11 protein-coding genes are annotated in these 12,411 nt (G+C 72.7%); 8 read left to right on the top strand and 3 right to left on the bottom strand.

All coding sequences use genetic code 11. The features are described from left to right. Positions 1–31 precede the first annotated feature (31 nt). Positions 32–775: an N-acetyltransferase gene (locus ACZ5NW_RS29875; protein WP_468747069.1), complete on the top strand. Its 744-nt coding sequence runs from the start codon at positions 32–34 to the stop codon at positions 773–775. 64 nt (positions 776–839) lie between these two features. Here ACZ5NW_RS29875 and ACZ5NW_RS29870 read toward each other — a convergent pair whose 3' ends face one another. Further along, complete coding sequence (locus ACZ5NW_RS29870; RefSeq protein ID WP_468747068.1) at positions 840–1,640, bottom strand: hypothetical protein; 801 nt, start codon at positions 1,638–1,640, stop codon at positions 840–842. A 271-nt stretch (positions 1,641–1,911) separates the two neighbouring features. On the opposite strand from ACZ5NW_RS29870, the gene ACZ5NW_RS29865 reads away from it, so the two are divergent. From ACZ5NW_RS29865 to ACZ5NW_RS29855, 3 genes are all read left to right on the top strand, one after another. Then, positions 1,912–4,065, top strand: coding sequence for an N-6 DNA methylase (locus ACZ5NW_RS29865; protein WP_468747067.1), 2,154 nt, complete (start codon positions 1,912–1,914; stop codon positions 4,063–4,065). A gap of 182 nt (positions 4,066–4,247) precedes the next feature. Next, complete coding sequence (locus tag ACZ5NW_RS29860) at positions 4,248–4,931, top strand: hypothetical protein (protein WP_468747066.1); 684 nt, start codon at positions 4,248–4,250, stop codon at positions 4,929–4,931. A gap of 38 nt (positions 4,932–4,969) precedes the next feature. Continuing rightward, the gene (locus tag ACZ5NW_RS29855; protein WP_468747343.1) at positions 4,970–6,463 is read left to right on the top strand and encodes a protein kinase domain-containing protein; all 1,494 of its coding nucleotides are present in this window, start codon (positions 4,970–4,972) and stop codon (positions 6,461–6,463) included. A 26-nt stretch (positions 6,464–6,489) separates the two neighbouring features. Here the strand turns inward: ACZ5NW_RS29855 and ACZ5NW_RS29850 are convergent, their stop codons facing one another. Both ACZ5NW_RS29850 and ACZ5NW_RS29845 read right to left on the bottom strand, forming a co-directional pair. Continuing rightward, entirely contained in the window at positions 6,490–6,933 is a 444-nt protein-coding gene (locus ACZ5NW_RS29850; protein ID WP_468747065.1) for a hypothetical protein, read from the bottom strand. Positions 6,934–6,997: 64 nt separating this feature from the next. After that, positions 6,998–7,726: a hypothetical protein gene (locus ACZ5NW_RS29845; protein WP_468747064.1), complete on the bottom strand. Its 729-nt coding sequence runs from the start codon at positions 7,724–7,726 to the stop codon at positions 6,998–7,000. 365 nt (positions 7,727–8,091) lie between these two features. Between ACZ5NW_RS29845 and ACZ5NW_RS29840 the strand changes: the two genes are divergently transcribed. The 4 genes from ACZ5NW_RS29840 to ACZ5NW_RS29825 all read left to right on the top strand — a co-directional run bounded on the left by ACZ5NW_RS29840 (position 8,092) and on the right by ACZ5NW_RS29825 (position 12,305). Beyond that, complete coding sequence (locus tag ACZ5NW_RS29840) at positions 8,092–8,922, top strand: glycoside hydrolase domain-containing protein (protein ID WP_468747063.1); 831 nt, start codon at positions 8,092–8,094, stop codon at positions 8,920–8,922. Between the two features lie 142 nt (positions 8,923–9,064). Further along, on the top strand, positions 9,065–9,709 hold the full coding sequence (locus ACZ5NW_RS29835) for a SurA N-terminal domain-containing protein (protein WP_468747062.1): 645 nt from the start codon (positions 9,065–9,067) through the stop codon (positions 9,707–9,709). 142 nt (positions 9,710–9,851) lie between these two features. Further along, positions 9,852–10,883 carry a nucleoside triphosphate pyrophosphohydrolase gene (locus ACZ5NW_RS29830; RefSeq protein ID WP_468747061.1) on the top strand — a complete coding sequence of 344 codons (1,032 nt, stop codon included), beginning with the start codon at positions 9,852–9,854 and terminating at the stop codon, positions 10,881–10,883. Between the two features lie 75 nt (positions 10,884–10,958). Next, complete coding sequence (locus ACZ5NW_RS29825; RefSeq protein ID WP_468747060.1) at positions 10,959–12,305, top strand: cytochrome P450 family protein; 1,347 nt, start codon at positions 10,959–10,961, stop codon at positions 12,303–12,305. Positions 12,306–12,411 lie beyond the last annotated feature (106 nt).

The raw sequence follows: 12,411 nt of genomic DNA, 5'->3' as shown, positions 1-12,411 counted from the left end.
CGCCCGGGTCCGCCCGCCCTACCGTGACGGCATGGACCTGACCATCGCGACCCTGGCCGACCGTCCCGACATGCTGGAGCGGATCCTCGGCATGCCCGACACCTGGGCGGAGTTCACCACCCACGACCCCGTGGGCACCGCGCACTACCCGCGCATCCCGCTCGAACTCCCCGAGTATGTGATGTTCGCGCAGGACGATCGGGGCGAGGTGCTCGCGCACGCCTACAGCGTGCCGGTCCGGCTGCACGCCGAGGGGCGGGGCGCGCTGCCCGCCCGCGGCTGGGACGAGATGCTGCTGTGGGCCTTCGCGGATCTGCGGCGCGGGGTGAGCCCCGACACGGTCAGCGCGGTGTCGATCGTCGTCGCCCCGCACGCCCAGGGGCTCGGGCTGTCCGGCCGGATGCTCACGGCGATGCGCGACAACGCGCGGGCGAGGGGATTCCGTGAGGTCGTCGCGCCGGTGCGGCCGAACGCCAAGCACCGCGAACCGCACACTCCCATCGAGGAGTACTCCCGCCGGGTCCGGGACGACGGGCTGCCGTACGACCCGTGGCTGCGGGTGCACGCCCGCGCCGGAGCGACGATCGAGCGGATCGCGCCCGCGTCCATGACCGTCTCCGCCCCGCTCGACGACTGGCGCCGCTGGACCGGGCTGCCGTTCGACACCCGGGGCGATGTGGAGGTCCCCGGTGCGCTGGTACCCGTGCGGTGCGAACCGGAGCGGGACTACGCGGTGTACGTCGAGCCCAATGTGTGGATGCGGCACCCGCTGTGAGCGGGGCGGTGTGGCTGAGCGGTGTGGCCGAGTGGTGGGGCTGGGCGGTGCGGGCGGCCCAGTCTCAGCCGCCCAGCTTGTCGAGGTCGACGATCTTGCCGCTCGGCTTCTGCGCGGGGACCGGCTTCTCGAAGTCGGTGAAGGTGAGGGTGCCGGGGTCCTTGGCGGTCTTGGCGTCGACGCGCAGCAGGTAGGGCTGGCCCTCGGTGGCGATGTACAGGACGTAGGTGTCCTTGCCGTCCTTCTCGGTGACGGTGATCGCGGGTCGGCCGTCGACGGTGGTCGTCGTGCCCCGGGTGGCGGCCGACCTGCCCTCATCGGTGCCGTCGAGCACCTTGTCCAGGTCGCAGAAGCCGGAGATGTCCATGGCGTCCTTGCCGGTGGCGGCCGTCTTGGTCCACTTGCCGGCGAGCATGTTGACGACGGCGTCGGCCTCGTCCGGTGAGGAGCCCTTGCTCTGGGCGCGCAGGAAGGCCTCGTCGTACTTCATGTAGACCGTGTCGCCGGTCTTGATGAGATCGGCCTTGCCCTGGCCGTTCATGCCGAGCGTGCCCGCGCATTCGCCCTTCTTGTTCAGGGCCATGTCGACGGAGATGATGCCGCCGCTCTCGTCGTCCGGGACATCGCCCTTCAGACGCAGCGACGAGGCGCCCTTGGTGGCCGTCATGGCCTTGTCCGCGATCTGCCCGCCGCTCAGGCCGGCGAACGGCTCCTTCTTCTCGGCCGTCCCCTTGGCCGACGTACCCGAGTCGGTGGTGCCGGCCCGCGAGGTGCTGTCCGCGGAGTCCTTGTCGGACTGGCAGGCGGTGAGTGCGGTGGTGGCCGCGGCGGCGAGGCAGAGAGCGGCAAGTGCGGTACGGCGCATGGCGGTTCCTCGATGGGGATGTGGGTGGAGATGAGGTGTACGGGGTGGCGCGGTGAGGCGGGGCGGGCGCCTTCCCTCCCCGTGCGTCGCGACCGCCGTCCGGCGGTCGCTCGTTCGCTGGGTCAATAAGAGCAGAGACTGTGAACCGAGTCAACACGATTCACGGTTTGAGGTGTGTACACGCTCGTGAAGGGGTCGATCCCGGGTTCGCCGGTATGCTCGGCGTCACACGTTGGGTACGGGGGCCGTACGGCACGAGGGGAGCGGGCGGGTGCAGGACAACGCGACGGAGGTGACCGCCGCCGGGATCGCTCGGCTCGCCGGTGTCGGCCGAGCCGCCGTGAGCAACTGGCGCCGCCGTCACGCCGACTTCCCCAAGCCGGTCGGGGGCACCGAGACCAGCCCCTCCTTCGCGCTCGCCGAGGTCGAGGCATGGCTCCGTGACCAGGGCAAACTCGCCGAGGTCCCGTTGCGTGAACGCGTCTGGCAGCAACTCGCCGGTCACCCCGATGGCCCGGTCACCGGGCTCATCCACGCCGGCTGCGTCCTACTGCTCATCCATGACCGGCCGACGGTCTGGCTGGAGAGGAGCGCGGGAACGGACGAACAGCTCGCGGCGTCGCTCCCGTCGGCGCTGCGGGACGTGCTCGCGCCGAGGCTCGGGGGAGCGGTACGGGACACCGACGCTGTGAACACCCCGGGCGAGGTTCACAGCACGAGCGGGGCGGACGACGTTCACAGCCCGCCCGGCGCACGTCCCGATCTCCACACCGGCGCGCACCCCGCCGCTCACACCACCCCCGCCCTCCAGCCCCCCACCGCCGCCCAACTCCTCCCCTCCGCCCCCCTTCTGCGCGGCGTCGCCGAGCTGGCGGCCGAGCTCGGGGCGCGCAAGGCGTTCGAGTTCCTGATCGGACGGCACCTGGACGCCAACCCGCGCCAGTACACGCTCACCCCCACCGAACTCGCCCGCCTCATGGCCGACCTGGCCGGCCCCGCCCGCACGGTCCTCGACCCGGCCTGCGGCACCGGCGCTCTCCTGCGAGCCGTCGCCCCGCGCCCCGACCAGGAGCTGTACGCGCAGGACAGCTCCCCGGAGCTCGCCGCGCTGACCGTGCTCCGGCTCGCGCTGTCCACGCCCGCCGGCGTGCACGGCGCCGCCGGTGACACCCTGCGCGCCGACGCCCGCCCCGGCCTGCGCGCCGATGCCGTCCTGTGCCACCCCCCGTTCAACGAGCGCAACTGGGGCCATGACGAACTCGCCTACGACGCCCGCTGGGAGTACGGCTTCCCGGCGCGCACCGAGTCCGAGCTGGCCTGGGTGCAGCACGCGCTCGCGCGGCTGCGGGACGGGGGCACCGCGGTCGTCCTCATGCCGCCGGCCTCGGCCTCCCGCCGCTCCGGGCGCCGGATCCGCGCCGACCTGCTGCGCCGCGGCGCCCTGCGCGCCGTGATCGCCCTGCCGGTGGGCGCGGCGCCGCCGTACAACATCCCGCTCCATCTGTGGGTGCTGCGCCGGCCCGACCAGGCGCCCGCGCGGCCGGAGGTGCTGCTGGTGGACGCGGGGCGGTTCGCCGGTGAGGGGCGCGGCGGGCCCGACTGGGAGGCCGTGCGGGGCGCGGTTCTCGACGCCTGGCGCACCGCCGACCGGGCGGGCACCCTCGACGAACGGCCCGGCCTGGCCCGGACCCTGCCCGTCATCGACCTCCTCGACGACGACGTCGACCTCGCCCCCGCCCGTCATCTGCCGCCCCCGGCGGTCGCCGACGGCGCGGAGGCGCTCATGGCCGTACGGGAGCGCTTGGGCGAGACCCTGCGCCTGACGGCCGACCTCACGCCCCCGCCCGCCGTCGCCGCACGGCTCGCGCGCTGGCCGCTCACCACGATCGGCGAGCTCGCGCGCGGGGGCGCGCTGACCATGCGCACCGGCGGCAACGGCGGCCACGCGCGCGTGCCCGTGCTCACCGACCACGACGTGCTGGCCGGAACCGCCCCCTCGGGGACGCTCCCCGAGAGCGACGAGGAGGCCGTGCTCACGCAGCCGGGCGACGTGGTCGTGCCGGTGCTCGGCGGGGGCGCGGTGGCGCGCGTGATCGACGACGCGACGGGGGGCGCCGCCCTGGGGCGCAACCTCGTGCTTCTGCGCCCGGAGCCCGCGGCGCTCGACGCGTGGTTCCTCGCCGGGTTCCTGCGCGGCACCGCCAACAACCGGCAGGCCAGCAGCTACGCGTCCACGGCCACGCGCCTCGACGTGCGCCGGCTCCAACTGCCCCGGCTCCCGCTCGACGAACAACGGCGCTACGGCGCGCGTTTCCGCGCACTCGACGAGTTCGAGCGGGCGCTACGGCGCGCGAGCCGGTTCGGGGAGCAGCTCGTGCGCGGGATGTACGACGGCCTGACGGACGGCGCGATCACACCGGACTGAGCCCCTTCCGCGCCCGGACCGAGCCCCTTCCGCGCCCGGACCGTCCCGTTCCGCTCACCTGCGGAGCGCGTGAAGTGATCAGTGCGACAACAGTTCGGTACAACCCGGGACCCGTTGTCCTTGTCGGCCTATACGCTCGAACCCTCACGCCGATCTCAGCCAACCCCGGTCCAGGAGCAGTCATGTACGGCCACGGCACGATGCCGCCCCCGCGCAGCGCGGGAACCGTCATCACTTTGCGCGTGCTGTTCGCCGCCGCCGGTTTCCTCTCGTGCGGTCTGCTCGCGTGCGTGCCGCTGTTCCGGGTCGCCCACCTGCGCGGCCGGTGGTACGACTGGACGGCGGCCTGGGTGAGCCTGCCGTTGTCCATCGCCGGGCTGGCGGTGGTCGGTTCGGTGCCGGAGTCCGACCACCGGGGCGACATGGCGCTGGCCGTGGTGCTCATCCTGGGCGCCTTCAGCGCCGCCTACTTCGTGACCGTGGACGTCCAGCTGGGCCGCCGGCAGCAGCAGTTGCCGCCGCAGCCGCTCACCGGCTACGCGCCGCCCCAGGCGACCACCACCGTCCAGGCGCCCTACGGCTATCCGCAGCCCAGCCCGCCGACGCCGCACACGCCGGCGCCGTCGCCGTACGCCACCACGCTCGGGCCTGGACAGCAGACGCCGGTGCCGCCCGTGCCCGGCCCGCACACGCCGATCCCGCGGCCGCCGCTGGACCGGACCCCGCCGCCTCCCGGCCACGTGCCGCCGCCGCAGCGCCCCGCGCCCGCCCGCATCGACCAGGTGCGCGCCGAACTCGACGAGCTCAGCGACTATCTGCGCCAGCACGAAGGCCGGCCCGACGGCGGCCACGAGGGCGGAAGGTGACCGTGGCGACAGGACGCGTCGTCGCCGGACGGTACGAACTGTCCACGCTTATCGGGCAGGGCGGCATGGGCCAGGTCTGGACGGCCTACGACCGCCGGCTCGACCGGCGCGTGGCGGTCAAGTTGCTGCGCCCCGACAAGGTGGCCGGCGCGGAGGCCGACGAACTGCGCCGGCGCTTCCTGCGCGAGTGCCGGGTGACCGCGCAGGTCGACCACCCCGGCCTGGTCACGGTGCACGACGCGGGCAGTGAGGGCGAGGAGCTGTTCCTCGTCATGCAGTACGTCGACGGGGCCGACCTCTCCGACCATCTCGCCGAGCACGACCCGTACCCGTGGCAGTGGGCGGTCGCGGTCGCCGCGCAGCTGTGCGCCGTGCTGAGCGCCGTGCACGCCGTGCCGATCGTCCACCGCGACCTCAAGCCGCGCAATGTGATGGTGAAGCAGGACGGCACGGTCACCGTCCTCGACCTGGGCGTCGCGTCCGTCATGGACAGCGACACGACGCGGCTGACCCACACCGGTTCCCCCATCGGCTCGCCCGCCTACATGGCGCCCGAGCAGGCGATGGGCGGCGCGGTCGGCCCGTACACGGACCTGTACGCGCTCGGGGTGCTGCTGCACGAACTGCTCAGCGGTGACGTGCCGTTCGCGGGCTCCACGGCGCTCGGCGTGCTGCACCGCCACCTCTACGAGCCCCCCGTGCCCGTGCGCCGGGTCCGTCCCGAGGTCCCCGAAGGACTCGAAACGCTGGTCCTGCGCCTGCTCGCCAAGGATCCGCAGCACCGGCCCGCCTCCGCGCAGGAGGTCTACGAGGACCTGGCGCTGCTCCTGCCGCCGCGCGGGACGCCCACAGGGGCGCCCCTCGACCCCACGCGCCCCTTCTTGCGCCCGCACGCCCCCTGGCCGGACCGCGCGCGCACGCCCGCGCCCCAGCCCGCCCCCGCCACGCCCGTGCCGGGCACGGCGGGCAAGCCGGACGTCGCGGACGCCGTGGACGAGGTCAAGCGCCTCCTCGGGGTGGGCCGCATCACCCAGGCCGTCGACATCCTCAGCGCGATCCTCCCGGCCGCCGCCGAACAGCACGGCGAGCACTCCCCGGTCGTACGGACCCTGCGCAAGCAGTACGCGGCCACGCTCATGGACGACGGCCAGTACCGGCGCGCGCTGCCCGAACTGCGCCGGCTCGCCGACGAACGCGCCGCCGAGGCCGGCCAGGCCGACCCGCAGTCCCTGCGTTTCCGCTACGACGTGGCCCAGTGCCTGGAGCAGCTCGGCGAACCGGCGGCGGCGCTCGCCGAGTACCGCGCGCTCCTGCCGTACTACGAGAACCAGTACGTGGCCGGCGACCCCGGTCTCGCGCACGACGTGCGCCGGCGCATCGGCCAACTGCTCCTCGCCCTGGGCGACCGCCCGGCCGCCCACGACACCCTGATCCGCCTCCTCCACGACGTGGAGCGCCTCCAGGGCCCCGGCCACCCGCTGGCGGCGGAGGTCCGCAGAACCCTGCAGTGGCTCGGGCAGGTGCGGGGTTAGGCTCCGCGTTCCTCGACGCGCGCGGGTCAGTTGCCCACCGGCAGCAGCGAGGCGAACCGCGGGCCGTCGCCGCGGTGCTGGACCGGGAACGTCACCTTGAGCGCCCCTTCCTGGCCGGCGACCATCAGGTGCGTGGCGTACTGGAGTCCCAGGAAGGCCTTCTTCAGGCCGCTGGTGAAGACGTAAGCACGCGGCAGGTCCAGTTCGAGACGGCCGGGCTTCCCGCCCCGGTTGCCGTCGAAGAAGAGGATGCGCTGGTCGGTCACGACCACGTACAGGGGGCGTGGCGTGACCGCCGCCATCACCGTGCCCGCGCTCAGGACGCCGACCACGGCCGCGGTGACCGCCTGCCTGCGGACGGAGACCGAGCCGACGCCGGCCAGGCTGGTGAACTGCACCTGCTCTCCCGGGAGCAGCACCGGTGCGGTGGCTTCCAGAAGCTGTCTGGCGCGACGGGAGTTGAGGGCCATGGGGGACTCCGGGACTAGGGAATCAGTGATTCGGGATGGGGGGTAGCGGGGGCGAGGACTGCCCTTAGGACGTCCGGTCCGTCTTTCCCTTCAGCGCCGCCACGACCCGCGTCGTCACCTTCCGCGCGGCGGGCGCGCCGTCGTCCGTGCTCACCGTGGAGATCACGCTGACCACGGCGTTGCCGACCCGCGCGGCCATCAGGGTCGTGCCGCTCTCCCAGGCGCCGCTCCTCAGCGTCATGGTGTACGCCTCGTCGCCGAGCCCGGCGGTGTCCTCGCCGGTGACCTTCACCTTGGCGTGGGCGTCGGTGTCCGTGAACTGCGCGCACGTGGTGGCGACGGTGCGCAGGTCCCGCATGACGGACGGGGCGGCCGTGCCCCGGAAGACGTCGATCTCCTGGGCGACCTCCTCGCTCTGATCCGCGTTCATGTACTCGTCCTGCGCGAACGACACCCCGCCCGCAAGGCCGGTGACGGCGATCCAGGCCGTGCCCTCCAGCTTGGCGCAGTCGGGCTTCGCCGCGTTCTTGCCGGACGGCTCCTGGAGGGCGCCGCCGCTGTCCACCGTGCCGTCGGAGACGGCCGTGAACCCGGCCGGGAAGTACGACGCCGGTGCCAGCGCCCCCTTCAGCTGCGTACCCGTCAGCAGACCGGCGTCGGGGTCCTTCTTCGCCTGGTTCGCCCCGGAGGGCGCTGAGGCGGACGAGTCGGCGGTGCCGGAGGAGCAGGCCGCGAGGGCCAGGGGGAGGGTCGCGACGGCGAGCGCGGTACGCGCGCGGGACGGGAGACGCATCGAAATCCTTGCGTGGAACGGAGACGTGGAACGGAGAAAGGACGAGGTGAGGACGAGGTGAGGACGAGATGAGGGGGGCGCGGAGACCGTACGGACAGATCGGTCACGTAGCGATCTCGGATCGTCCATACGCCGGTCAAGGCATCCGCCCCGACCCGAAGCTTTGCCGTGGCTTGAGTGATTCTTGTGATGATCGGGGAGGGCGGATGTCCGAGGGGAGCGACCTGTCGGATACGGTGCGAACCGCTCCGGACGCCAGGAACGCCAGGGAACGCCGAACGCGCCGCTCCGGAACACGCATCTCGTCGTCGACGCGGGCACGCTCCACGCGCGCACCGCGCTGTCATGGTGAACAAGGGGTGGGGATGGCCGAGCACCGGCAGTCCAAGAAGCGTCGGTACATCGCCTGGGCCGTGGCCGGGGCCGCCGTCGTCGCCGGCGGCGGGATCGCCGCGCAGCAGTCCATGGCGGCCACCACCTGGCCCGCCCAGAGGACCTTCACCGGCCGTGCCTTCGACGCCTGCACCGCGCCCTCGCTCGCCGCGATGAAGGCGTGGAAGACCGACGGCTACTACGGCGGCGCCGCCGTCTACATCGGCGGCAAGAACCGCGGCTGCGCCCAGCCCAACCTCACCGCGTCCTGGGTGAAGTCCGTCAACGCGGTCGGCTGGAAGCTCGTCCCGATCTACGTCGGCGCCCAGCCGCCCTGCCAGACCGGCTCCAACCCGGAGAAGCTCACCGCCTCCACGGCCGCCTCCCTCGGCGTCACCGACGCCACGGACGCGGTCGCCAAGGCGTCGGCGCTCGGCATGAAGGCCGGCAGTCCGATCTACCTCGACATGGAGCCGTACGACATCACGAACAAGGCGTGCAACGACGCCGTGCTCACGTACGTGCGCTCCTTCACGAAGACGCTGCGCGCCAAGGTCTACCGCGGCGGCTTCTACGGTTTCAGCAGCTCCAGCGCCAAGGCGATCGCGACCGCGACCGACAAGACGGACCTGCCGGGCAACCTCTGGTACGCGCTGTGGGACAAGCAGTACACGACCACCGCCGACTGGCCGTGGGGCGCCACGCAGTTCACGAACCACAGCCGCGGCCACCAGTACCAGGTGAACAGCAAGGAGACCCGCGGCGGGTACACGATCACCGTGGACCGCGACGCCTGGGACGCCCCGGTCGCCATCGTCGGGTGAGTCCGGTCCGCCCGAGAGCGCGGCGGTGCCCGAAGTCGTGGTGAATCGTTGGTCGAATGGCTTGGCCCCAGGCGTACCACTGCCTACCATCGATCACCGCAAGACTTTGTGCACCGTCGCACAATCTCCTCGGGAGGTTCCCTTGCACCGCCGTCGTCGCACCGCGCTCCTGCTGTCCGCCGCGATCGCGGCGGCCCCTCTCCTGACCGCTTGCGCCAACGACGCCCACCCAGGTGCGGCGGCCGTCGTCGGCGACGAGCGGATCACCGTCTCGCAGCTGGAGAGCCGGGTGAGCGAGGTGCGGGACGCCCAGCGCGCGGCCGTCACCGACGACACCCAGTACGCGCAGGCCGTCGCCCAGACCGGCAGCCTCACCCGGGACACCCTGCACGGCATGGTCCTCGACCAGGTGCTCCAGCGGGCCGCCGAGGACGCGGGCGTCACCGTCAGCCGCAAGGAGGTCCAGGACATGAGGGCCGGCCTGGAGGCGCAGGCGGGCGGCGCGAAGGGACTGGAAGCGGCGTGGCTCCAGCAGTACGGCGTCCCGCCGCAGCGCCTCGACGAGAACCTCCGCCTCCAGCTCCAGGCCCAGAAGCTCGCGCAGCGGCTCGGCACCGACACCAACCAGCCCGCCTTCTGGAGCGCTCTGTCCAAGGCGTCGAAGGACCTCGGCGTCGACCTCAACCCGCGCTACGGCAGCTGGGACGTGCAGAAGGTCGGCCGGGTGGACGCCAAGACGCCGTGGGTGCGGGAGGTCACGGCGACGAAGACCGACCGGACGGCCTGACAGACGCCTTCAGGACGCCTCAGGGGGCCTCAGGGGGCCAGGGGACGCCTCAGGAAGGCGGGGGCGTGGTGAAAATATGACCGCGCGGCCCGCCTGTGGATAACCGCGAGGGCCGATCGCCGGTGTGCGTTACGTTCGAAGCGTGAACGATGTGACCGCATCCGCCTCCCCGGACTCCGCCCCCGACTCTCCGGACGCCGCTCCCGGCGCCACGGACTCCGCCCCCGGCCGAGTCGTCCTGCTCACCACCAGCCACCGTGTCGCCCCGGGCCTGCTGTCCTGGCCCGCCTGGCAGGCACTGGGCGCGGCCGACCGCGTGCTGTGCGCCGACGGCACGCACCCGCAGCTGCCCTATCTGCGCGAAGCGGGGATACGGGTGGAGGACGCGTCCCCGACCGCCGAGGAACTGGTCGCCGCCTGCTCCGGCGGGCGCACGGTGGTCGTCGTCGCCACCGGCGAGGGAGAACCGGCCCTCACCGACGGCCTGGCGCGCCTCGCCGGCTCCGGCCGGGTGGCCATGCCCGAGCTGGAACTGCTCCCCGCCTCCTACGACCTCCCCGGCGCTCGCCTCCTCGACCTCGTCCAGGTCATGGACCGCATCCGCGCCGAGTGCCCCTGGTCGTCCCAGCAGACCCACAAGGGCCTGGCCAAGTACGGCATCGAGGAGGCGTACGAACTCGTCGAGGCGATCGAGGAGGGGGACCGGGACGAGCTGCGCGAGGAACTGGGGGACGTCCTGCTCCAGGTCGTCTTCCACGCGCGCATAGCCGAGGAGGACGAGGACGCGCCGTTCTCCATCGACGACGTGGCCGGCACGATCGTCGCCAAGCTCATCCACCGCCACCCCCACGTCTTCGGTGACGCGACGGCCACCACCCCCGAGGAGGTCAAGGAGCACTGGCTGCGCACGAAGGCCGTGGAGAAGCGCCGCGAGTCGGTGACGGACGGCATCCCCCTCCACCAGCCGGGCCTGGCCCTCGCCGCGAAGCTGGCCTCCCGCGTCCGCACGGCCGGCCTGGACGTGCCGCTCCCGGCAGCGGACGGCATCGGCTACGAGCTGCTGGCGCTGGCGACCCGCGCCGAGTCGGAGGGCGTCGACCCGGAGGCGGCCCTGAGAGCGGCGGCCCGTACCTACCGGGACGCGATACGGGCAGCCGAGGGCGCGCGGGGTTAGTACGGAACGGGCCGCCGACCTCGGGCACCCGGGTGCGAAGAAGTTCCTCGCCGGGACCCCGGATACCGTCGAGGAGTGACCGACCAGCCCACGCCCCCCACCCCCACCCCCGCCCCCACTCCCGGCGGCCCTGCCTCCAGCTCCACCCCCGCCGCCCCCACACCCTCAACCCCACCCGCCCCCGACCTCTTCACCTGGGAGTTCGCGGCCGACCCCTACCCCGCCTACGCCTGGCTGCGGGAGCACGAGCCCGTGCGGCGGACCACTCTGCCCAGTGGTGTGGAGGCCTGGCTGGTCACCCGGTACGCGGACGCCAAGCAGGCCCTCGCGGACCAGCGGCTCTCCAAGAATCCCGAGCATCACGACGAGCCCGCCCACGCCAGGGGCAGGACAGGGATCCCGGGGGAGCGCAAGGCCGAGCTGATGACGCATCTGCTGAACATCGATCCGCCGGACCACACCCGGCTGAGGCGGCTGGTGAGCAAGGCGTTCACGCCCCGCCGGGTCGCCGAGTTCGCCCCGCGGGTGCAGGAGCTGACCGACCGTCTCATCGACGGGTTCGCGCAGAAGGGCAGCGCCGACCTCATCCATGAGTTCGCCTTCCCGCTGCCCATCTACGCCATCTGCGACCTGCTCGGCGTCCCCCGCGAGGACCAGGACGACTTCCGGGACTGGGCGGGGATGATGATCCGGCACGGGGGAGGGCCCCGGGGCGGGGTCGCGCGGTCGGTGAAGAAGATGCGGGGGTATCTGTCCGACCTGATCCACCGCAAGCGCGAGGAGCTCCCCGCCGAGCCCGCACCCGGCGAGGACCTCATCTCGGGCCTGATCCGCGCCTCCGACCACGGCGAGCACCTCACGGAGAACGAGGCGGCCGCGATGGCCTTCATCCTTCTCTTCGCCGGCTTCGAGACGACCGTCAACCTCATCGGCAACGGCACCTACGCCCTGCTCACCCACCCCGAGCAGCGCGCCCGGCTCCAGGCCTCCCTCGCGCGCGAGGAGAGCGCCCTCCTGGAGACGGGAGTGGAGGAACTCCTGCGCTACGACGGCCCCGTCGAGCTGGCCACCTGGCGTTTCGCCACCGAGCCCATCACCCTCGGCGGGCAGGACATCGCCCCCGGCGATCCCGTGCTCGTCGTCCTGGCGGCGGCCGACCGCGACCCGGCCCGCTTCTCCGACCCCGACACCCTCGACTTCTCCCGCCGAGACAACCAGCACCTCGGGTACGGCCACGGCATCCACTACTGCCTGGGCGCCCCGCTCGCCCGCCTGGAGGGCCAGACCGCGCTGGCCACCCTCCTCACCCGACTCCCCGATCTCGAACTGGCGGCGGATCCGGAGGAGTTGAGGTGGCGGGGCGGGCTCATCATGCGCGGACTGCGCACTCTGCCCGTGAAGTTCACACCTGCGGGGACCTGACCGGAAATGCGCCCCACCCAGCACCTGTCCGCCCACGCGAAGATGACGCGCGTTCAACTCTGTGATCTTCACGTGATCTACGCGGCATGAACTTGTGACAAGTGAT

The organism is Streptomyces sp. NPDC032126 (genome assembly GCF_055580085.1).
Note: the sequence above shows the minus strand (reverse complement) of the source record. Positions and strands in the feature narration are given on the sequence as shown.